Annotated in this window: 21 protein-coding genes and 1 tRNA gene; 11 read left to right on the forward strand and 11 right to left on the reverse strand. The window is 62.5% G+C overall.

The window, feature by feature from the left end; translation table 11 throughout:
* Positions 1-190: 190 nt before the first annotated feature.
* Positions 191-1,177 carry an MBL fold metallo-hydrolase gene (locus VGO04_RS07770; RefSeq protein WP_327495376.1) on the reverse strand — a complete coding sequence of 329 codons (987 nt, stop codon included), beginning with the start codon at positions 1,175-1,177 and terminating at the stop codon, positions 191-193.
* 201 nt (positions 1,178-1,378) lie between these two features.
* Here VGO04_RS07770 and VGO04_RS07775 point away from each other — a divergent pair, with 201 nt between their 5' ends.
* Positions 1,379-2,788: a DHA2 family efflux MFS transporter permease subunit gene (locus VGO04_RS07775; protein ID WP_327495377.1), complete on the forward strand. Its 1,410-nt coding sequence runs from the start codon at positions 1,379-1,381 to the stop codon at positions 2,786-2,788.
* Between the two features lie 141 nt (positions 2,789-2,929).
* On the opposite strand, the gene VGO04_RS07780 is transcribed toward VGO04_RS07775, so the two are convergent.
* From VGO04_RS07780 to VGO04_RS07795, 4 genes are all read right to left on the reverse strand, one after another.
* Positions 2,930-4,696 carry a penicillin-binding protein 2 gene (locus tag VGO04_RS07780; RefSeq protein WP_327495378.1) on the reverse strand — a complete coding sequence of 589 codons (1,767 nt, stop codon included), beginning with the start codon at positions 4,694-4,696 and terminating at the stop codon, positions 2,930-2,932.
* Positions 4,697-4,940: 244 nt separating this feature from the next.
* A complete protein-coding gene (locus tag VGO04_RS07785; RefSeq protein ID WP_327495379.1) occupies positions 4,941-5,321 on the reverse strand; it encodes a VOC family protein in 381 nt (126 codons plus the stop codon).
* A gap of 2 nt (positions 5,322-5,323) precedes the next feature.
* Positions 5,324-6,061: an RlmE family RNA methyltransferase gene (locus VGO04_RS07790; RefSeq protein ID WP_327495380.1), complete on the reverse strand. Its 738-nt coding sequence runs from the start codon at positions 6,059-6,061 to the stop codon at positions 5,324-5,326.
* Positions 6,058-7,644, reverse strand: coding sequence for an exopolyphosphatase (locus VGO04_RS07795; RefSeq protein ID WP_327495402.1), 1,587 nt, complete (start codon positions 7,642-7,644; stop codon positions 6,058-6,060). Before VGO04_RS07795 ends, VGO04_RS07790 begins: the two co-directional genes overlap by 4 nt.
* A 328-nt stretch (positions 7,645-7,972) precedes the next feature.
* Here VGO04_RS07795 and VGO04_RS07800 point away from each other — a divergent pair.
* The 7 genes from VGO04_RS07800 (at position 7,973) to VGO04_RS07830 (ending at position 15,308) form a co-directional block, all read left to right on the forward strand.
* Positions 7,973-8,046, forward strand: a tRNA-Gln gene (locus VGO04_RS07800).
* A 183-nt stretch (positions 8,047-8,229) separates the two neighbouring features.
* On the forward strand, positions 8,230-11,208 hold the full coding sequence (locus tag VGO04_RS07805) for an ATP-binding protein (RefSeq protein ID WP_327495381.1): 2,979 nt from the start codon (positions 8,230-8,232) through the stop codon (positions 11,206-11,208).
* 6 nt (positions 11,209-11,214) lie between these two features.
* Entirely contained in the window at positions 11,215-12,381 is a 1,167-nt protein-coding gene (locus tag VGO04_RS07810; RefSeq protein WP_327495382.1) for a YcaO-like family protein, read from the forward strand.
* Positions 12,371-13,129, forward strand: a complete 759-nt coding sequence (locus VGO04_RS07815) for a TfuA-like protein (protein ID WP_327495383.1) — start codon at positions 12,371-12,373, stop codon at positions 13,127-13,129. The genes VGO04_RS07810 and VGO04_RS07815 overlap by 11 nt, the downstream gene beginning before the upstream one ends.
* A gap of 64 nt (positions 13,130-13,193) precedes the next feature.
* The gene (locus VGO04_RS07820) at positions 13,194-14,405 is read left to right on the forward strand and encodes a hypothetical protein (protein WP_327495384.1); all 1,212 of its coding nucleotides are present in this window, start codon (positions 13,194-13,196) and stop codon (positions 14,403-14,405) included.
* 16 nt (positions 14,406-14,421) lie between these two features.
* Positions 14,422-14,922, forward strand: a complete 501-nt coding sequence (locus tag VGO04_RS07825; protein WP_327495385.1) for a hypothetical protein — start codon at positions 14,422-14,424, stop codon at positions 14,920-14,922.
* A 137-nt stretch (positions 14,923-15,059) separates the two neighbouring features.
* Positions 15,060-15,308, forward strand: a complete 249-nt coding sequence (locus VGO04_RS07830; protein ID WP_327495386.1) for a hypothetical protein — start codon at positions 15,060-15,062, stop codon at positions 15,306-15,308.
* An 87-nt stretch (positions 15,309-15,395) separates the two neighbouring features.
* Here VGO04_RS07830 and VGO04_RS07835 read toward each other — a convergent pair whose 3' ends face one another.
* Positions 15,396-16,535 (reverse strand): fumarylacetoacetate hydrolase family protein, encoded by a 1,140-nt coding sequence (locus tag VGO04_RS07835; protein ID WP_327495387.1) that lies wholly within the window; start codon positions 16,533-16,535, stop codon positions 15,396-15,398.
* A 258-nt stretch (positions 16,536-16,793) separates the two neighbouring features.
* Here VGO04_RS07835 and VGO04_RS07840 point away from each other — a divergent pair, with 258 nt between their 5' ends.
* Positions 16,794-17,189, forward strand: a complete 396-nt coding sequence (locus VGO04_RS07840) for a hypothetical protein (RefSeq protein ID WP_327495388.1) — start codon at positions 16,794-16,796, stop codon at positions 17,187-17,189.
* A 167-nt stretch (positions 17,190-17,356) separates the two neighbouring features.
* Here the strand turns inward: VGO04_RS07840 and VGO04_RS07845 are convergent, their stop codons facing one another.
* Positions 17,357-18,007 (reverse strand): TetR/AcrR family transcriptional regulator, encoded by a 651-nt coding sequence (locus VGO04_RS07845; RefSeq protein WP_327495389.1) that lies wholly within the window; start codon positions 18,005-18,007, stop codon positions 17,357-17,359.
* Between the two features lie 69 nt (positions 18,008-18,076).
* Here VGO04_RS07845 and VGO04_RS07850 point away from each other — a divergent pair, with 69 nt between their 5' ends.
* Positions 18,077-18,823: a 3-oxoacyl-ACP reductase family protein gene (locus VGO04_RS07850; protein ID WP_327495390.1), complete on the forward strand. Its 747-nt coding sequence runs from the start codon at positions 18,077-18,079 to the stop codon at positions 18,821-18,823.
* A 71-nt stretch (positions 18,824-18,894) separates the two neighbouring features.
* Here the strand turns inward: VGO04_RS07850 and VGO04_RS07855 are convergent, their stop codons facing one another.
* The 3 genes from VGO04_RS07855 to VGO04_RS07865 form a co-directional block, all read right to left on the reverse strand.
* Positions 18,895-20,148, reverse strand: a complete 1,254-nt coding sequence (locus tag VGO04_RS07855) for an FAD-binding oxidoreductase (protein ID WP_327495391.1) — start codon at positions 20,146-20,148, stop codon at positions 18,895-18,897.
* 52 nt (positions 20,149-20,200) lie between these two features.
* Positions 20,201-20,704, reverse strand: a complete 504-nt coding sequence (locus tag VGO04_RS07860; protein WP_327495392.1) for a TIGR00645 family protein — start codon at positions 20,702-20,704, stop codon at positions 20,201-20,203.
* Between the two features lie 154 nt (positions 20,705-20,858).
* A complete protein-coding gene (locus VGO04_RS07865; protein WP_327495393.1) occupies positions 20,859-21,023 on the reverse strand; it encodes a DUF1328 domain-containing protein in 165 nt (54 codons plus the stop codon).
* 226 nt (positions 21,024-21,249) lie between these two features.
* Here VGO04_RS07865 and VGO04_RS07870 point away from each other — a divergent pair, with 226 nt between their 5' ends.
* Complete coding sequence (locus VGO04_RS07870; protein WP_327495394.1) at positions 21,250-21,447, forward strand: hypothetical protein; 198 nt, start codon at positions 21,250-21,252, stop codon at positions 21,445-21,447.
* Between the two features lie 131 nt (positions 21,448-21,578).
* Here the strand turns inward: VGO04_RS07870 and VGO04_RS07875 are convergent, their stop codons facing one another.
* On the reverse strand, positions 21,579-21,776 hold the full coding sequence (locus VGO04_RS07875) for a CsbD family protein (protein ID WP_327495395.1): 198 nt from the start codon (positions 21,774-21,776) through the stop codon (positions 21,579-21,581).
* Positions 21,777-21,829 lie beyond the last annotated feature (53 nt).

Raw genomic sequence — 21,829 nt, forward strand, 5'->3', positions numbered from 1 at the left:
TTCCCTTCAATAAACGAAAACCCCCGGGGGCAATTTGTCCACCGGGCGACTTCAAAGCGTGTCTTGGAAGTTGGCGAGGGCTCGTAACACGGATATGTCAGGATGAAAATAGCCAAAGCCGGGAAATGTCCCGGCTCCGGCTGATATTTGTTGCAGAGCAGCAATTTCGCGAGATTCGGCCGAGCGCTTATCAGATATCGAGTTGATAGCTGACCGGCACGAAACGATAACCTTCGCCCCGTTTTTCCACATAGCCTGCCGCCGGGAACGGCATGTGGTAGCCGATGAAGGGCAGACGCTCCGCCGCGATCATGTCGAACACCCGGCGGCGGGTTTCCGCGGCCTTCGCCTTGTCCATGTCGAAGCGCACTTCCCAATCCGGCCGCTGCAGCGACAACACAAAGTGGTTGGCTGTGTCGGCCGTCAGAATCAGCGCCTGGCGGTCGGAATCGACGCGAAACACCATATGACCCGGCGAATGGCCGAAGGCGGCAATCGCCGAGATCCCCGGCACGACCTCGGCGCCGTCAGCAATGAACGTCGTCTTCTCGGCAAGCGGCACGACCTTGTCCAACACCGCCTTGTGACCGTTTTCAGCCGGCGTGCCCATCCGCGCCGGGTCCTTCCAGAAGGCGTATTCTGTCTCGCCCATGACATAGCGGGCATTGGCAAAAGCCGGCTTTCCGGCCTCCATCAGGCCACCGATATGGTCACCGTGCATATGCGTCACCACCACGACCGTGACCTGCTCCGGCTGGTAGCCGGCCGCGCGAATGCCCTCGAGGAGACGGCCAGCATCGGCCTCCCGGCCACCCTCGCCCATGCCTGTATCGAAGAGCACGACATCCGATCCGGCATCGACGAGCACGGGCGAGTAACTGTTGAGCAGTGCATCGGTCGGCAGGAAATTCTCGGCCAGCAGATCGGCCACCGCCTGTTGCGGCTGGTTGGTGCCATAGGTCTCGTGCGGCTTGTCGCTGACACGCGTGCCGTCATTGATGGCGACGACCTTGAAGGCGCCCAGCTTGAACGACCGGATCGGTGGTGGAGGTGTCATCTGGGTGTTGTCCGTCTTTTCCTGAGCCACGGCAAGGCCCGTCATAAGCGACGGCGCCGCCAGCACGCCCAAGGTTCCGGCTCCCATCAAGGTCCTGCGCTTCATCGACATCTCGGTCATAGTCCATCACCTTCTTTGTCCTGATCCCGTTGCATCAATCTCGTTGCTGATTGGCAACTGGGCCAGAACTAGCGTCTTGACAGCAAAGGCCAGCCGAGATCACAGGCTTTTGATCCGCAATCACCGGTTTCGCCCCGACAAAAGCCATCACCGGCATTATTAGCTTCTGCTTATTGCAGACCGTCTTTGAAGCGCAGCTCCATGAACCGTATCGTTCCGATGATCCTCGCCGTCGCTCTCTTCATGGAGCAGATGGATTCCACCGTCATTGCCACGTCGCTGCCGGCCATCGCCCGCGACATCGGCGTCGGGCCGATCACGCTGAAGCTGGCCTTGACGGCCTACATGGTGGCGCTGGCGATCTTCATTCCCTTGAGCGGCTGGATGGCAGACCGCTTCGGCGCGAAGAAGATCTTTCGCGCGGCGATCCTGGTCTTCATCGCCGGTTCGATTTTCTGCGCCATTTCCAACAGCCTGCCGGCCTTCGTCTTCTCCCGGTTCCTGCAGGGCATGGGCGGAGCGATGATGACGCCGGTCGCCCGCCTCGTGCTGGTGCGCGGCACGCCGCGCAGCGAGCTCGTCTCGGCCATGGCGCTGCTGACGATACCCGCGCTTGTCGGACCGCTGGCGGGCCCACCGCTCGGCGGTTTCATCACCACCTACTTCTCCTGGCACTGGATCTTCCTGATCAACGTGCCCGTCGGCATCGCCGGCTATATCCTCTCGGGCATCTACCTGCCGCACATGGAAACCCGCGATCCGCCGCCGGTCGACGTCACGGGTTTCTTTCTCGGCGGGATTGCCGCCTCCGGCATCGTCTTCGGCCTGTCGGTGATCAGCCTGCCGGCCCTGCCGCCCATCGTCGGCATCACGTCGGTGGTGACGGGCGTGATTGCCGCCCTCCTCTATATCCGCCACGCCCGGCGTCATCCCGCTCCGGTTCTCGATCTCAAGCTGTTCAAGGACAGCGCATTTCGCGCCGCTTCGATCGGCGGTACGATCTTTCGCATCTCGGTCGGCGCGGTGCCTTTCCTGATGCCGCTGATGCTGCAGGTCGGCTTCGGCCTCAACCCGTTCCAGTCCGGTCTCATCACCTTCATCGGCGCCGTCGGCGCGATCACCACCAAGTTCTATGCGCGGCGCATACTCGCCTTTGCCGGCTTCCGCACGACGCTGATCATCGCCGCCATCATTGCCGCGATCACCACCTTCGCCAACGGATTCCTGACGCCGGCGACGCCTTACCTCGTCATGATCACCATTCTCCTGATCGCCGGCTTTGCCCGCTCGTTCTTCTTCACCAGCGTCAACGCGCTTTCCTTCGCCGATATCGACGACGCCGACGCCAGCAAGGCGACCTCGATGAGCGCGGTGCTGCAGCAGATCAGCCTTGCTCTTGGCGTTGCTGTTGCCGGCGCGATCCTCGAAATCGAGACCAAGATCAGCGGCGAACCGTTGCAGCTCGAGAACTTCCACATGGCGTTCATGATCATCGCCGCCGCCAACCTGATCGCGGCGATCCCGTTTCTCACGATGGCAAAGAATGCCGGCGCTTCGGTCTCGGGACACCGGCTGCCGGCGCGCGAAATCGAGACGGCAGCAGGGAAGTAAGGGGCACCTGCTGCCTAACCTGAGCGCAGCGAGGCGGACCTAGATCATTTCATTGTTTCGTGGAAACAGTGAAATGATCTAACTCCCTGATATTACGCAATTTCGGACGGAAAACCGTTCTACACTTTTCCTGAAATTGCTCTAGTAGTTCGCCAGCCACTGCTCCGCACCCAGATCGCCGAAGCGCGGCTTCACGCCGAGAAGCGGTGCGGCACGGCCGATGATCGTCTTGACCATCGGGGCGGCATTGGCTGCCGCCGTGCGTCCGCCATTTTCACCCGTCTTCGGCGCGTCGATGATCGAAAGCACGATGTATTTCGGCTTGTCCATCGGGAAGGCCCCAAGGAAAGCATTGAAGTTGATGTCCTTGGCGTAGCGCCCGTCGATGACCTTGTCGGCCGTGCCGGTTTTGCCACCGACATGGAAGCCCTCCACCTGCGCGCGCCGGCCGGAGCCTTTGACGCCGTTCCAATTGTAGAGGTAGCGCATGTCGGCGCTGGTCGTCTCCTTGATCACCCGCTGCGCAACCAGCTGGGTGTCCTCCTGCGAACGCGGCAGGAAGGTTGGGGGAATGAGATGTCCGCCGTTCATGAGGGCTGCTGCCGCAACGGCCGTCTGCAAGGGCGTCGTCGCGATCCCGTGCCCGAAGGAAATCGTCACCGAGTTGATTTTCTTCCAGGTCCGCGGCTGGGTCGGCGTCGCCACGCCGGGCATTTCGGTTTCCATCTTGGAAAGCAGGCCAAGCTTGGTCAGGAATTGCTGGTGGCCTTCGATCCCGACCATATCTGCGACCGCTGCCGTACCGATGTTCGACGAGAACTGGAACACCTCCGGGATCGACAGGGGGCGGTTCTTGCCCTTGAAGTCCTTGATGGTGAAGCCGCCCATGCGGATCGGACGGGACGCATCCACGACCGAGTTGAGATTGACCTTGCCAGCATCGAGCCCCATCGCCAGCGTGAAGCTCTTGAAGGTCGAGCCCATCTCGAAGGTGGCATTGCTCATCCGGTTGAACCAGCCCTTTTCGTACTCCTTGTCGATGCCACCACCGGGCAAGGTGCGCGAGGGCTCGTTGGGGTCGTAGTCAGGCACCGACGCCATGGCGAGCACTTCGCCGGTCTCCGCATCGAGAACGACCGCGCCGGCCGCTTCCGCCTGGTAGTCCCGCATCGCGTTTGAAACGACTTCGCGCACGATGTTCTGCACGCGCAGATCGATCGAGAGCCGCACCGGCTCAAGGGCGGCATTGCTGGTCAGGCCCGCCGCACGCAGATCGGCAAATCCCTGCTGGTCCAGATAGCGCTCGATGCCGGCGAGCCCCTGATTGTCGACATTGACGTGGCCGAGGATATGCGCAGCCGTAACCCCGCCTGGATAGAAGCGGCGCTTTTCCGGCCTGAAGCCGATGCCGGGAATGCCGAGGGCGAGTATTTCCGACTGCTGCTTCGGCGTCAGCTGTCGTCTCAGCCACTGGAACGCGGAGCCCGATTGGAGCTTGCGATGCGTATCGCGCCAATCGAGATTGGGAATGACGGTCGCAAGCTTCTCGACGACCTCGTCCGCATCGACGATCTTCCGCGGCTCGGCATAAAGCGACATCATATTGAGGTCGGTCGCCAGCAGGTGACCATTGCGATCGACGATATCGGGACGAGACGCGGTGATATGGGCGCGACCGCCGATCGATGCGGTGTCGGCCGGTGCCGACAGGCCGTACTGAACCAACCGGCCGCCGACGACCAGGAAAAGCACGGCAAAGCCGGCGATCAATATTCCAACCCGCTGCCGCGATTGGTTCCTGCGGCTGGCGCTCGTTCCCATGATGACACCCGGCTTGCCACCGCCATTTCTCTTTACAGAAAAATGTGCACGGCTCCTGAGCCGAACGGCAAGCGAAATCATCGTCATTCGGAGTACATCCACATGCAGGCCAACCAGGCGCGTCGTTGCCCGTCCGTCAAGCAGAACGGGCCGCCGGCACCGGGTGGAATTCTAAACCTTAGGAGGTCCTAATGGACCAGAGAATACAGCTAAAGTTGCACTCAACTCCTTAATGCCCGATTAACCACGACGCGCCGGCTTTTGGGGGGCAGCGCCTGAAATCGGTCGGAGCTTGGCAATATTTGGAAGAAGGGTCGCGGGTTCGCGCGCGCTATTCCGCACGCTCGCAGACGGCGGCAAGTTTGTTGCCGTCGAGATCGCGAACCCAGGCGCCGTAAAAATTCGCATGGAAAGGACGCAGGCCCGGCGCGCCCTCGTCGGTGCCCCCGGCGAGAAGGGCGGCCGCATGGAAAGCGTCGACGGCAGCGCGCGTCTCGGCGTCAAGCGCAACGCTCACACCGTTGCCGAAGGTCGCCGGCTCGCGATTGAAAGGCGTAACCACCCAGAAGCGAATGCGATCTCCGTCTGAGCCATAGCCGATCTCGGTCTCGTCCTCGCGCTGTCGGCGATAGCCGAGCGCCGGCATCACCGCATCGTAGAACGCACCGGCACGGTTGAGATCGTTGGTGCCGACGGTGACGTAAAGCAGCATCGCTATTCCGCCGCCTCGTCTTCCGCTTCCGTCTCGTTGCCTGCCTTCTGGCGTCCCTTAAACCCCTTGGCGAGCAGGAACATCTCAACCGATTCAGCACGGGAGGAAGCCGGCTTCACATGGATGACCTGACGGAAATTCTGCTTCAGCATGTTCAAAAGGTCGCGCTCGGTACCGCCCTGGAAGGTCTTCGCCAGGAAATGCCCGCCCTCGGCCAAAACGTCGACGGCGAAATAGGCAGCGACCTCGCACAGATGCATGGTGCGAATGTGGTCGGTCTGCCGGTGGCCGGTCGTCGGCGCCGCCATGTCCGAGATCACCAGGTCCGGCGTCCCGCCGATCGCTTCCATCAGCTTGCCCGGCGCTTCCGGATCGAGAAAGTCCATCTGCAGGATGCGCACGCCCGGCAGCGGATCGACCTCAAGGAAGTCGATGGCCGCGACCCGCGGGTCGGCATCGGTCGAATTGGTGACCTTGGCGGCGATCTGCGACCAGCTTCCCGGGGCGGCGCCAAGGTCGATGATACGGCGGGCGCCGTTCAGGATCTTGTGCTTCTCGTCGATCTCCAGGAGCTTGAAGGCCGCGCGGGCGCGATAGCCTTCAAGCTGCGCGCGCTGCACATAGGGATCGTTGATGTGGCGCTCGATCCAGCGGCGCGACGACGCCTTGAGCTTGCCCTTCTTGACCTTCTGGCCAAGCTTGCGGCCGCTGCGGTTTCCGCCAATGGGGGGTTTCGTCATGCCTTGTTTCCTTCCTGGCCGGACGCATGGGCGCCGCGCTGGTGACGGCGCGGCCGCGAGCGGCGCCAGGCTCCGTCATCCGCCATCATATCGGTGAGCAGGCCTTCACGCAGGCCGCGATCGGCGACGCGCATGCGTGTCGAAGGCCAGCGGCGGCGGATCGCCTCGAGGATCGCGCAGCCGGCAAGCACCAGATCGGCGCGATCGGGGCCGATGCAGGGATTGGCGGCGCGCGCGTCGAAATCCCAGGAAAGCAGCCGCGCCTGCATGGCCGAAACTTCGTCGTCGGAGAGCCACAGCCCATCCACCCGGCGGCGGTCATAACGCGGAAGATCCAGATGCACGCCGGCAAGGGTGGTCACCGTGCCGGATGTGCCGATCAGGTGGAAACCACTGCCGGACGCACCGTTTGCAAGCGCCTCGACCGGTGGGCTGTCGAAGCGGGCAAGCATGCCCTCAACCTCCTGCACCATCGCCTCGAAGCTTGCCGGCGTCACGTGCTGGCCGCCGTGGCGCTCCGAAAGCGTGACGACGCCGACCGGCAGCGAGGTCCAATGGGTGATGTGATTGGCAAGCCGGTTCGACCTGGAATCGCCGATGCGGATGACGGCGATTTCCGACGAGCCGCCGCCGATATCGAAGAGCACCACCGAGCGGGTCTCGCGATCGACCAGCGACGAGCAGCCGGAGACGGCGAGCCGCGCCTCGGTCTCGCGATTGATGATTTCCAGTTCAAGCCCGGTCTCGCGCGCCACCCGATCGAGGAAACTCTCGCCGTTTTCGGCAGCGCGTGCGGCCTCCGTCGCGATCAGCCGACTGCGGCGAATGGTGCGGGCGCCAAGCTTCAAGGCACAGATCCGCAGCGCCTCGACGGCACGCTCCATCGCCTCGTCCGACAGGCGGCCACTGGCGCCAAGCCCCTCACCCAGGCGAACGATGCGCGAGAAGGCATCGACCACCCGGAACTGGCCGGGGCGCGTCGGCTGCGCAATCAGCAGGCGGCAATTGTTGGTGCCGAGATCGAGGGCCGCATAAAGCGGCGCCGGCGGCTCGCTGGCGGCAACATAGGGCGCACGCGGCTGTTCGGCACGGTGTCCGGGCCGTTGCTGTCCGACCGCTTGTCCATTGGCTGAAGGCGAACCGGCCCGCGCGCTTGCGCCACCGTCAGCCGCCCTTTGCTGCGACGGTTGACGCTCGCCACTTGTCAGCGGACGTCCCTGAAGCCCACGGCGATGCCGCGCCTTCTTGCTGCGCTTGTGCCCCTTGCGCTCGCCAAGCGACGGCTCGACGAGTTGAACGCTGCTTCCCTCTCGTGCGGAAGCACCTGGCGCCTGTTGTTTTGCGGATTTCGAACGACGACGCCGTTTGCGCTTGCGCGCCGGTTCCGCGTCATTCTCTCCTGCGGGACGCCCTGCCGCACCGGATGCACCGGGCTGGCTGGCAATTGCAGACGGCGAGCCAGACGACTTGCGTCGTTTGCGCTTACCCTTGCCGTTGCGCGGACCGAGCTTCGATCCATCACCGCGGCCTGCTGCCGACGCCCCGGATTCGGACGGCTTTTCGCCGTGATCGGGGTCTTTCACGTGTTTCAACCATGGCGCCGCGCATGCCCTCAGGCCGCTCAAGGCGCTCTCTCGATTTTTCGTTGGCGCGACTGTACCAGCGCACGCCCCATTCGCCAAACTTTTTTTGAAAACCGGCTTGTGCACAACACGTTGGCAAAACAGCGCGCGTCTCGCCAGACACCCGAGACGGAACGGGGTTTGCGTTTGCCGGGCCGGTTCGTCCTGCTGCGGCCGCAACGATTTTCACAGCCTGTGCGATTTTTTTTGCAAAAGGTATTTGCATCGTCCCGTGATTTGTTTATAAGCCCGCCAACCAACCCGACGGGCTTCGCCCCGAAGGCGGCTTTGGGGAATAGGTTAACGGTAGACCCACGGACTCTGACTCCGTTAGTCCTGGTTCGAATCCAGGTTCCCCAGCCAATCTTCTTTAAAATCCTTCATCTACAGCTTTCCATCCCGTCTGGATTGCTTTCGCGCGCGCCTCCTGTCGCCGCCCCTCCGTCCGCATTTAGGAATATTAGGATATTCTTTGCCGCAGTCGCTTGCCTATGGGCGGCAAATGGGGTGGGATGGGCTCAAATCGGCAGATGTTGGGCGTTGGCGATGATGAAGGGGTCCGATTCGCAGTTACAGCTTGGCGGCGAAAGGCGTCAGGTGACGGCGCTTTTCTACGACATCGTCGGTTCGACCGAGCTCCTGCTCAGCAACGATCCGGAAAAATATCTCCACTCCATCGCCAAACTCCACAACAAGTCCGAAGAGATCATCCACCGCTACGGTGGCGATATCAACCGGCGGCTTGGCGATGGCGGCTGCGGCTACTTTGGATATCCGGCACAGATCGAGAATGCGGCCGAAAGGGCCGTGCAAGCCGCGCTTGAGCTCATCGAGATGGCGAACCGGCAACGGAACCAGCCGCGCACAGTCCCGTTCAAGTTGCGCGTCGGCGTCGCAACAAGCGTCGTCGTCCTCTCGTCCGACGGCAAGGACATCGTCGGCACAGCCCCGATACTGGCGTCCCGGCTTCAGGCCGAAGCAGAGCCCGATACCGTCCTCGTTGCCGAGGCTACCTACCTGCTGACGAAAAACAGGTTCGACTACGCGTTCCTGGGAGACGCCGCCCTCAAGGGTTTCTCGGAAACATCCCCCCTTTGGCAGCCTTTCGCCCGAAGCCCTGCAGCCGTGCGGTTTTCGTCCAACGCCGCCCGCAGCGCGCCGATGGGCGGACGGGAAAAGGAGCTTGCGCGGCTGACAAGCGAATGGCACGCCGCGTGCGAGGGGAACGGCAAGTCTGTTGCCGTGATTGGAGAGGCCGGCATCGGCAAGTCGCGACTTGTCGCGGAGCTGCGCCGTTCGCTTCAGCGCGAAAACGACGCCGACATTCTCCTGCAATGCGACATGCGCATGACCGGCGAACCCATGCAACCGCTGATCGGCTTTCTCGAAGCGAAGGTTGGAAGAGACACCTTGCAAGACGGCAATGCTTCCCGCCTGCAGGAGGCATTGCGGAACGTCGGGTTTGCTGTCGACGAGAGTACGGCGCGATCGATCAGCGCGTTTACCGGTGGCTTTTCCCGGCGCAGAGCCGGGAACATTCAGGTTGCCGACCTCTCCGGCGAGGCTTTCAGAAAGGACGTCATTCGCGCGGCCGCGCACATCCTTTGCGCCGACGCAACAGCCAAGCTCATCGTCGTCGAGGACGTGCACTGGGCCGACAGCATGACGTTGGCGCTTATCGAGCATCTGCACACCCACGCGCGTCACCTGCCGATCCTGGTCATCCAGACCTCGCGCGGACCGGTTGCACCTGCCACGGCCGAGCGGCTGACGCTTGCGGGCCTCGAAACATCCGCAATGAAGAGCCTTGTGGCTTCGGTGTGGGGTGCGACACCGCCCGCAGGTCTGGTGGCCTTCATTCTGCAGCATTGCGACGGACTGCCGCTTTACGCCAAGGAACTCGCGCTCCTCCTTCGAGGCAGGGATACCGCAACGCCCACGGCCGCCGCTTGGACGAAACTGCTCGTCGAAGAAGGCGTTTCGTCGCTGAACGATCTGCTGGCCGCCAAGCTTGCAAAGGTCGGAAGCGCGCGCCACGTCGCGCAGCTGGCAAGCGTTATCGGCAAAGAGTTCAGTGTGGGCCTGCTGAAACGTCTGCTCGACGGTGCGGGCGCGCCGTCGCTCGAGGCTGACCTTGCCGCCCTCGTCTCTCATGGCGTGATCGAGCACGGCACGGCCGAGGACGCCTATCAGTTCCGCCACGTCCTTCAGCATGAGGCAACCTATGGCAGCCTGCTTCGCAGCGACCGGCGCAGGATTCACAAACGCATCGCGCAATTGCTCAGCAAGGAAGAGGTTCCGAGCCTGCCACCGGCGGTTGCCGCCTGGCAATGCGCCGAGGCAGGCCTTCATCGCGAGGCCGCGCAGTTTGCGATGAAAGCGGCGGAGGCGTGCGTCTTGCGCTCGGCCATGCAGGAGGCCCGCCAGTCGCTCGATCTCTGCGCACGCGAGATTGCGGCAATGCCGCGAAAGGCGGATCGCCGAGATCTACTCCTGGACCTGTTGCAGCTTCAAGGCGTCGTGGCGACGGCGCTGGAGGGAGAGGGCTCGCAACTCGCCCGCAGGACCTATGCGCGCGCCATCTCACTGCTGAAGCGGAATGAATCTGCAAACCGCGAAGAGCGCCTTCCGCTCTATTGGGGCTGGTGGTTTACCGCCCCCAACATCTCTCTTCAGCAATCGAGGGCTCGCGTCCTTGTCGACGACATGCAGGGGGCAAATGACCCGGAAGCACGACTACAAGCCTATCATTGCGGCTGGGCAACGAGTTTCCACGCCGGGCATCACGGCTTCTGCCTCGACTGCGTGAGCAAGGGTCTCGAACTCTACGATGCCGAGCGGGCCTCGCGAAACCGGGCCTTTTACGGCGGACATGACGCGAAAGTGTGTGGCCTTGGCGAAAGCGCCCTGTCCTACCTGCTGACGGACGCGCACGAGCCGAGCGAGACGGCGATCCGCCAGTGCCTGGATTGGGCCGACAGGACCGAGCATGTCGGCAGCATGGTGCATGCGCTTTACTATGGAATAGTCTTGCGCCGGTGCCAGCAACGATACGAGGACGTGCACACGCTCGGGGAACGGATGTTGGCACTGGCAAGGGACAACGACCTGGTGGCGAGCCAGGCGCGTGCCAACATGTATTGTGGCTGGGCCGAAGCGATGGCCTCATCGCCTGAGCGGGGCGCCAGGCGTTTCGAAGAAGGCCTGCGCCTTCAGCAGCAGACCGGAACCGACGACAACCTGTCGATCCACAGCGATATGCATTCCGAAATCCTGGAGCGCCTGGGAAGGCCCGCCGAAGCGGTCGCGCCGATCGAGAACGCCATCGCGCTTGGGCGAAAGAGCGGCCAGTGGTACTGGCTGGCCGAACTCTACCGGCGCAGAGCGCACCTGACACTGATGCTCGGCGACGCGCCAATGCGCGCCAGGCGGGACCTGCGCTACGCCGTGCAGTCAGCCGAAACGCAAGGCGCCGAGTGGCTCGCAAAGCGCGCCCGACGCGATCTGCGACACGATTTCGGTTAGTTGCCGATGCCGACAGTGCCAATCGAAGAAAGACCTCTTCAAGGATTGTTGCACGGCCCCTTCCCGCCTGTTCCCGACACTTGGCAAACGGTCGAGAGGATTCTCGCGCGCAAGCGAACGTTCGGCATCACGCGGATCGGATCGGTGACCGGGCTTGACCGGATCGGGATACCGGTCGTGCAGGTGATCCGACCGGCCTCGCGGTCGGTTTCCGTCAACCAGGGCAAGGGCCTCACACATGCCCAGGCCGCCATATCCGGCCTCATGGAATCGCTTGAAGGATGGGCATCCGAGCGCATAGCGACCGAGCGTGTGCGGACGGCGAGCCTCAAAGAAATGAACGCGGACGGGATGTGGTCCCACCTCATCCAAGCGGCTCCACCTTCAGCCGATACGGATACGCTGACCTGGATCACCGGTTGGGACCTGATCTCGGGTACGTTCCGGCCCGTGCCACTGGCGGCCGTCGATACAAACTATCTCCTCCCCTCACCGCATCCGCATTGGCTACAAAGAAACACGACCGGACTTGCGGCCGGTACAAGCCTGCAACAGGCGATGACCCATGCCTGCCTCGAGATCCTCGAGCGCCACGCCTGCCATCTGGCCATGACGATGCCGCACTTCTTCGACCGCTTCCAGGTTGGCATCGACAGCATCCGTGGCGGTGAGGCTTTCGAGATCATCGATCGTCTTCGCCAGGCGGGCTTCGCCGCCGGCGTCTGGGCGCTGCCCGGTATCCACGGCCTGCCCGCCTATTGGTGCCATGTCATGGAAGACCCGACACGCGTTCCTTTGGCACCGTTGCCGGCCTCGGGCTTCGGCTGCGATCTCAGCCATGACCGCGCCCTCGCCAAGGCGCTGCTTGAAGCGTGCCAGTCTCGCCTGGGCGCCATCTCCGCGACCCGTGAAGATGTCACCGGACGCTTTTACGCCCAGACAGACCAGAGCGACCTGATCGCCTGGTTTGAACGCCTGTCACGGCCGGGCCGGCCTTTTCCCGAGAGCGAACCGAGGTTTGCGGGAACGAATGCACTGGAAACCATCCTCGATGCGCTGGTCGTTGCCGGCGCCAGGGCGGTTGTCGTCGTGGTCCTGTTCTCGGATGAAACGCTGCCTCTCAACGTGGTGAGGGTGGTTGCTCCACCCCTGGAGGTGAGCGTTGAGATCTGAGGTCGTCGTCTTTCTGGGACCAACTCTGAGCGCGACCGAGGCCCGAGCGCACTTTGACGCGACGTATCTTCCGCCCGCCGGCCAGGGTGATCTCGTGCGCGCGGTCCTGGAGCGCGCGCCCTCGGTGATCGCCATCATCGACGGCGAGTTCGCACAGCGGCCAGCCGTGCGCCACAAGGAGATCCTCTGGGCCATGGCAAAAGGCGTGCACGTCTGTGGCGCCTCCAGCATGGGCGCCATCCGCGCGGCGGAACTCGGCGACTGCGGAATGGCGGGCCACGGCTTCGTCTTTCGATGGTATCGGCGCACAAAGCTGGCTGACGACGCGGACGTGGCCGTGGCGATGGCTCCACCCGAGCTGGGCTCAAAAGCCCTCACCGACGCACTTATTGACATCAGGCTGACACTGAAACAGTCTGAACGGCGGGGCATTATCAGCGGGGAACTTCGCGCTTTGCTCGAAAAGACCGCGCGGTCACTGCACTTTTCCGAGCGTACCTATCGTAATATCTTCTTTTCGACTGAAAACAATAAAAATGCCGCCGAGATTGAACGCCTAAGAAATCATCTCGCGGCCGGGCCGATCCAGCAGAAAAAATCCGATGCAATCGAACTACTCAGGGCGATTTCTCGAATTACGTCTTTGCCACGACACCAGAATACAGGCGAATTCTTTGAGATGACCGAGGCTTTTGCACTAGATCTTCAGGACGCCGATCTGCTCGACGCAGTCGTTCGGGCGGACTGACACGAACATGCCAATCGTTTTCTGCAATCGCAGGTGATGTTGAAGCCGCGAGGGAGGGGCAAACATGGATGCCACCGCTCACACGTCCGATACCAATCCCGACGGAGCCGTAGCGCCGCGTCTCGGCACGCGTTTTCTTGTCTTCCCGCAGCCTCCCTACGTTCCCGGCTACGAGAATCCCGAGGTGGTCTGGCTCGCTCCGTCAGCGGGCAGGATTATGGCCGGTCCGTCCGATCGGCGCATGTATGTCGCCGATCCGCTGGAATTGAAGCGGCCCTACGCCTATCCCGACTTGCCGCCCTATGCCGGCGGCCTCCATCCGCCTGCGGAACCGGACGCGGACGGACACTTCGACCACATCACGCCCGACTCGCCTGCGTTTCTCGCGACGCACAGCTTTGCGTGCGCGCGCCGCGTGCTGGATATCTTCGAGGGCTATGTCGGACGGGACATCAGGTGGTTCTTCGAACCGACCTTGAGCCGGCTCGAAATCATCCCGCACATCGTCGATTGGGACAACGCACAGTCGGGCTTCGGTTTCCTGGAATTGGGGGAAAGCGAGCCTGAGCGGATGGCATCCCGCTTCGCGCTGAACTTTGATTCCGTCGCCCACGAAATGGGTCACCTGATCCTGCTCAGCGAACTGGGCCTGCTTGAGGGCGATGGCGCGGGCAGCGAGTTCTTCGCCTACCACGAAGCCATTGCCGACTTCGCTTCGCTGCTCGGGCTTCTCCATTTCGACACGGCCGTCGATCGCATTTTGCGCCGCACGGGCGGCAATCTGATGATCAACAACGAACTCGACCGCTTTGCCGAACTCAGCGACGAAAGGCAGATCCGTAGCTTCAACAATTCGCTGCGCGCAGGCGATGTCGGCAGCGAGGTGCATGATCATTCGAAGCCGTTTGCCGGCGGGCTCTTCGACTGCCTGATCGAGGTCTATCAGTCCCTGCTCTTCGAGCGGGGCTTGTCCGACCTTGACCCGCGACGCTTCAGCAACCTGCGCCAGCAGCTGGCGCCGGACATGCTCGAAGTAAAGCTGCGCCCGTCCAGGACGGACTATGAGACGAAGCATTTCGCGAGCAAGGCCGCCCTGCAGGAGGCGAGAGACATCGTCGGCGAAAGCGTGGTGCGCTCCTGGCGCCTGCTCGACCCGGACGACGTCACCTTCGAAACCGCGGCCGAAGCCTTTTTGACGGCGGCCGAACGGGGGCGCGGCCGCGCCTATGTCGAACAATTCGAAGACTGCATGAGGTGGCGTGAAATTCTCTGGTAAAACCAAGGAGGTCGATATGGATTACGAACAACACCTGCCAGCACCCGCTGAAACGGGACTTTACTTTCCCGATGCGCTCATTCTCTACGGCGTAAAGCTCAATAGCAACGACGACTACGGAAAGCTCAGCGTCGGCCAGCCCGGCGTCGAACTGCGCTTTCAGCTTTTTGCCGGATCCGATCCGCTGACGAACGGGCAGTTTTCCGTGGTCCTGGCCTATGGCTATGCCTTTGACGGCCATTGCTACCGGCTGGACTCCAACCGAATGTTCATCGTTGCCGGCGTCGAAGACCAGGACCCGATCGGCTGCGGGTTCGACGCCCAGCCGACAGGATCGAGCAACGGCTACCGCATGTGGCGCATTCAGTCCTCGACGCAAATTCTGGAAATCACGACCAGCGTCAGCGACGCCAAGACACTCATTCTCGACGCAAACCTGCCTGGAAAGAAGTCGCCAACCTCATACGCCATCACACAATCGATGGCCCACCGGAACGGTAGGCTCGCGCGCGACTAGCCACTCCCCGTCACGCCAGCGGTCGGCGAAGCCCTCGCGGAGACCAGTTTCCGCGAGTCGGTGGTTTTTGCTGCCACGTCGGGCGAATAGGCGCATAATCACACCCGGTCCCGAAACGATCAGGCGGAGAGAGACAGATGCTCGACACCGGCAGAAAAGCGGACGCAGCCTATGCGATCGAGTATTTCCAGGAGCATCCGGAGGCCGGCCTTTGCCGGGAGGGGCGGCGCTGGTGGGTGACGCCCAATGCGAACGAAACCGACCGGCAGATCCTCGATATCGACGTCGCCGAGGCGGAACGGCTCAAGGACGATGCGCGCCTGCAAGCCGTGCCGGACATCGCCCATGCCGGCCGATCGCTCTGGATCATGCGGAACATGACCTAAGCGCGTCGCGACGTTGCTGCAAACCCGCTGCGCACTTTTGCGCGAAAGCCGCAGCCATTGAAGACAAAGCAAGGAAGCGAGCGAGCCTTACAGCAGGCCCCGCCCTGAAAGGTTGCGCATCAGTGCCGCCGCCCCAAAGCTCCAGGGCGCGCACGCTGTTGAGTGCCTGACGGTGTTGGTGAGCCGCCCAAGTTCCGGATTGGCGATCGTGACCACGTCGCCGAGCTTGTGCGTGAACCCCTGCCCCGGCTCGTCACGGTCCTCGACCGGCGCGAAGAGCGTGCCCATGAACAGCATCAGTCCGTCGGGATATTGATGGTGCGGGCCGATGGTCTGGGCGACCAGGTCGAGCGGGTCGCGGCTGATTTCGGCCATCGAACTGCGGCCGGCAAGGCGGTAGCCGTCCTCACCCTGGACAGTTAGCGTGAGCTCGGCGCGGCGGACGTCATCGATCGTATAGGTTTCGTCGAACAGCCGAATGAACGGGCCGATGGCACAGGACGCATTGTTGTCCTTGGCTTTGCCGAGCAGCAGCGCAGACCGGCCCTCGATGTCGCGCAGGTTGACGTCGTTGCCAAGTGTCGCACCCCTCACCTGGCCGCTCGACGACACAGCCAGCACGACCTCCGGCTCCGGATTGTTCCAGTGCGATGCCGGATGCAGACCGACGTCGGCACCATGACCAACCGACGAAAGCACTTGCGCCTTGGTGAAGACCTCGGCATCGGGGCCGATACCGACCTCCAGATACTGCGACCAGACACCCTCCTCGATCAACGCCGCCTTGACGCGCGCGGCTTGCAGCGAGCCGGGCTTCAGATTGCGCAAGCTGTCACCGATGACGGCAATCACGCGCGCGCGTATCGCCTCGGCGCGCGATGCATCGCCGGCCGCACGCTCCTCGATGACCCGCTCGATCATCGAGCGCGCAAAGGTGACGCCGCACGCCTTGATCGCCTGGAGGTCCGGCGGCGCGATGAGGTGCACGTGAGATGGGTCCGCTTTCCGAGCAAGGCAATCGTCAAGCGCTGAGAGCCGCTCGCCGGACGCGGTACGGACATAGGTGACGGGATCGGCGAGCTCCAGGAGGTCGCGCATCGTCGGCGTCGCTTTTGATGTGATGTCATGGATCGCGCCGTCGCGGATGGTGACCAGCGAGGGTCCGCCGAATTCGGGCCGCCAGACGCGGCCGACAAAGGTGCCGTTGCGAAATGCTGGATCCGTCATGGCGCATCATCCTCCCTGAGCGCCCTATTACTTGCAGCGGGAACGGGTGCTGTAAAGCCGGTTGCAGCGGGAAGCGCTCCACCGGTTGCACCGTCGGAACATTGCAAATCGCCGCGCGTTTACCGGTTGTGCCACGCGCCCTTCAGGCGCCCTTGTCGCTCCATTTCGCGACGGTGCGAAATCCGGTGTCGGCAACTGCCCCGCAAGGTTCGGGAGCACTCGCCTCGGCCTGGAGGACGCCAAGAAAGGATGAACAAGATGAACCAGCACGAAGAGTTCAAGGAGAAGCCGGTGGTCGACCCGGTGACCGGCCAGCCGATGTTGCCGACACAGGGAAGCGACGAGCCTCTGGAGCCCCGCAGACGCAGCAACTGGCCGATTGTCATCATCCTGCTTGCCGGCCTGGTGCTGGCTCTGATCGCCTGGCTGCCGGCCGAGCTCAGCCGCGATAGCGCCCAACCGACAGTGCCGCCGGTGACCACCGATCAACCGGCAGGCCAGCCGACAACGGATACCACGGGCCAGACCACGCCGCCGGCTGATACGCAGACCCAGCCGGCACCGGGCGCCACGCCGCAGCAGGGTACGCAGACACCTGAAACACAGGGTTCGACCCCGGGCACGACCCCTGCAATGACGCAGCCGGCGCAGTAGGGTTCGTCAAAGCAGCAACTGCGTGTTTCCTTCGATCGTCGCCGATCCAGGGACAAAAACGCACAGCAGGGCAGAGTGCTAGATCGGCCCTTGCGCTGCCACCGACACACGTCGCTGCAGCCACTTTCCCAGAGCCCCCCCGGCCAAGAGCCGGGGGGGGGGCAGATTTAGTTCGATTGGACAGATGCCGCGATCATGGCGTCCCAGCCGGCGGCGGCGCAATCGGCGATTGCCAGCAAGGTTTCCCGCGTGGCGCCATCACGCGCTTCGATCGACATGCCGTGCTGCAGCGTGGCGACATAGGCCGCGATTGCCGCACAACTGATGCCGGCGTTGAGATCGCCTTCGGCGACGCCGCGTTCGAGCCGTCGCTCCAGCGCCTTCTGTTTCTCAAGCCGCAGCACCTTCAACGCGTCGCAGACCTCCGCATCTCCGCCCGCCATCTGCGGCGCGGACAAAACCACCATGCAACCGCGCGGCTCGCCGCAGCGGGTGAAGTTCTCCGCTGTCCGCCTCAGGACGTCATGGACGGCGGCCTTGGCGGTGGGGGCGTTCTCCAGGTCATCCCAGATACCAGCACCATCGGTCCGGCCATAGAGATCGACCGCTTCGATGAAGAGCTGCGCCTTGCTGCCGAAGGCGGCATAGAGGCTAGGCGGGTTCAACCCCATGGTCCGGGTGAGATCCGCAAGCGACGTATTGTCATAGCCCCTCTCCCAGAAAAGCTGCATCGCGCTCCTGAGCGCCTCCTGGCGGGAGAAATTGCGGGGCCGGCCGCGGCTCGACATCGACGTGAAGTCCTTTTTTGTAATGATCAATACATAAATCACTTGACATCAAACGGCAAGTCGATCCTCATATATGTATCGATCACTACACATATGGAGATGCCGGTGACGAATTTGAAGAACAAAGTGGCCCTGGTGACGGGCGGTAGCCGTGGCATTGGCGCGGCAATCGCAAGACGGCTCGCCGCGGAAGGTGCGACCGTGGCGGTGACCTATAGTCAATCCAAGACGAAGGCTGAGGCCCTCGTCGCGGAGATTGCGAGAGACGGTGGGCGTGCTCTGGCGATCAAGGCAGACAACCGTGAGACAGGCGCAGTGGAGGCCGCAGTCAGGACCGTGGCCGAACAACACGGCCGCATCGACATCCTCGTCAACAATGCCGGCGTCTTCGACGCCGGGACGGTGACCGGGGTCACTGAGGAGGACTTCGACAGAACGATCGACGTCAACGTCAAGGCCGTGTTCCTGGCGACGCGCGCCGCTGCCGCGCACATGCCGGAAGGCGGTCGTGTCATCTCGATCGGCAGCAATCTTGCTTCCCGCGTTCCCTGGCCCGGCATGAGCCTCTATGTGCTGAGCAAGAGCGCCCTGGTCGGATTTACCAAGGCGGTGGCGCGTGACCTCGGATCAAGGGGCATCACCGTCAATGTCGTCCACCCCGGCTCCACGGATACAGACATGAACCCCGCCGACGGTGATCACGCCGGCCCTCAGCGCGGACTGATGGCGATCCCGCGCTTCAACGAGGCAAGCGATGTGGCAGGCCTCGTTGCCTGGCTCGCGGGCCCCGACGGCCGCAGCGTCACCGGTGCCGAGTTCACCATTGACGGCGGCACCAACGCCTGACGCGCAGCCAGACATGCGAAGGGCCGGACGCATGGCTTCCGGCCCTCTCATCCGCGAAACAACAGCTGGCTTCAGCCCAGGAAGCGCTCCGGGCGATAGGGCGTGATATCGATGACCGTCTTTTCACCGGTCATGGCCTCGGCCAGCGCCCGGCCGGTCACAGGCCCGAGCGTCATGCCGTGATGGGCATGGCCAAAGGCAAACCACAGGCCCTCGTGACGGGGAGCCTTGCCGATAACCGGCATCATGTCCGGCGTGCAGGGGCGCGCGCCCATCCACGGCTCTTCATCGCGGCGCTCGGCGAGCGGAAAGAACTCGCGCGCAACCCGCTCGGCACGCGTCAACTGCACCGGCGTCTTCGGCGCATCGCGCCAGGCGAACTCCGCACCGGTCGTCAAACGGATGCCACGCAGCATCGGCGCCAGGAAGTAACCTTTTTCGGCGTCCAGCACCCAGTTGTTGAGCGTCGCACCGTCCTGCGCGCCGTAGTGCATGTGGTAACCACGCTTGACCGCGAGCGGGATATGATAGCCAAGCTTGCGTGTGACCGTGTCGGCCCAAGGGCCGAGTGCCACGACGACTTCGCGGGTCTCAAGCGGCCCTTCAGGGGTCGCGACACGCCAGCCGGGACCTTCCAGCACATGTTCCGTTGTCGCCGCGTCGCCGGAAACAAGGCGTCCACCCAGCGACTGGAAATAGGCGAGATAGGCCTTGTTGAGGCTGTGCGGGTCGCGGATCGACCAGGGATCACTCCAGCGCAACCCGCCGACCAGATCGGCCTTGATCGAAGGCTCGATCGTCTTCAGCTCACTCGTCGAAAGCTTCTGGTGGTTGACGCCGAAGCCGGCCGACAGTTTTTCCGCTTCCTTGTAGGCGGCGTCCCGCTGCTTTTCCGTGCGAAACACCTTCATCCACCCATCCTTGCGGATGAGCTCGCCGGCGCCGGACGCCTCGATCAGATCCTGATGCTCAGCGATCGAATGCTCGATCAGCGGCGCATAGAGATGGGCGATGCGCTGGTGCTGGGTGAAGCCCGAGTGCCACCAGTAGCGCGCCAGGAACGGCACCAGACCCGGTAGCGCACGGAAGTGGTAGTGGGCGTCGATGGTGTTGTTCAGCGCGTAGCGGAAGAGCGCGCCGAAGTCGTGCGGGAAGCCGTAGGGAAACACGCCTTCGCGCTGGATCAGGCCGGCATTGCCGTAGGAGGTCTCCTCCCCGGCGCCGCGACGGTCGAGCAGCACCACGGACTTGCCGCGGCGCGCCAGATGGATGGCGGTGGAAATGCCGACGATGCCGGCGCCGAGAACCACTACATCAGTCTTCATTGCTGCCCCGCGATTTTCGACCGCGGCCCGATCTCAAGCCGCGGCGCCACCCTCACTTCTTTTTCAGAGCGGTCATGATCTGCTCGAGATAGCCGAGCAGCACGGCCGAGACGACGAAGGCAAGATGTATGATCGTCGCCCACATCAATTGTTCGCTCGAATATTGCTGCGCGTTCAAGAAGATCTGCAGCAGGTGGATCGAAGAAATGGCCACGATCGACGACGCAACCTTGATCTTCAGGCTACCGGAATCGAGCTTACCGAGGAAGGAGACCTCCGCGTCGCCTTCGTCGAAGCGGCTGACGAAATTCTCGTAACCGGAAATCATCACCATCACGATCAGGCTGGCGACCAGCGCGGCATCGATCAGGCCGAGCATCGCCAGGATCATCTGCGCATCGTCATAGACGAAGACCATGCTGGCGATCTTGAACAGCTTGAAGGCAAAGGAGATGCCGTAGAGGGCAAGCGCCGCGACAAGGCCGAGATAGAAGATAACGAGGAGCCAGCGGCTGGAGAGGATGATCCGCTCAACGAGCAGTTCCAGCGATTTCATAATATTCAGCATCTCCAGGGCAAAAACGACGGTTTTGGCATCAATAGCCAAGCGCACCCCTCAGAGCAACAACACAATCCACCGCCGGAATGCAGGAAGGGCGACGTTTCCGCCGCCCTGTTCAGATGTGCTTCAATTTGCCCGCAGGCTTCGCTCAGCCTCGGCGAAGTAGCCCGGCAACGAGCGAAATCACCAGGAAGACGAGGAAGAGGAAGAAGAGGATCTGCGCGATGCCAGCGGACGTACCCGCGATCCCGCCAAAGCCAAGTACACCCGCTATGATTGCCACAACGAGGAAAACAAGAGCGTAGTATAACATAGAAATTCTCCTTGCATTCGTCACTGCACTGCAAACGCAGCAACAATCAAATTGTTCCGGATAGCTGACAAAATCCGCTAAACGGCGCGCCTTCACCTCAACTCCATTTACCTTTCGCTTACCATATTGGATGAAAAAGTCCCAGAACGGGACAGTCTGTACCGGAAATGCCCGGAACCTTCGCAATACTCCGACGTTCTCCACCCATGAAACACGCAGGGTCGAAATGAAGATGCCGGCAGCACATATCTGGAAAACGGCGGTCAAGGCCGGTCGAGAGAGAACAGATCTTCCCGACGCAAATCTTCACATCGGAAAGACGATGCGCGATCTATACATCGGAGACGGTGAAGGGCAGAGCGCCAAGCTTGAGCATTTACTTGAGGAACTTAGACGGCGCGAGGCGATGGTGAAGAAGAAGTAGGCCCAACTCCGCTCTGATGCAAAAGGCCGCCACGACCGAGGCCGGGCGGCTCTTCATTCTCCTGGCTATTGGTATTGGCGGGAGCGCTCCTGCCAATCTGACTTGCGCGCTGACTGCGCGCCGAAACGGCTCTAGCTGCGGGACATCCATTCATCGATCTGGCGCTCCGCCTCGTCGCGGGCAACACCGTAACGCGCCTGAATCCGCCCAGAGAGTTCTTCTCTACGACCATTGACGACGTCGAGGTCGTCATTGGTCAATTTGCCCCATTGAGCCTGGGCCTTACCTTTCAGTTCGTGCCATTTGCCTTCAACGATATCCCAATTCATGTCCTGGCCTTCCTTTGATGCGTTACCAAGCGGCAACCCGTAAAATTGGTGTC

Origin of the sequence: Ensifer sp., from assembly GCF_035999185.1 — a bacterium.
Lineage (GTDB): Bacteria > Pseudomonadota > Alphaproteobacteria > Rhizobiales > Rhizobiaceae > Ensifer.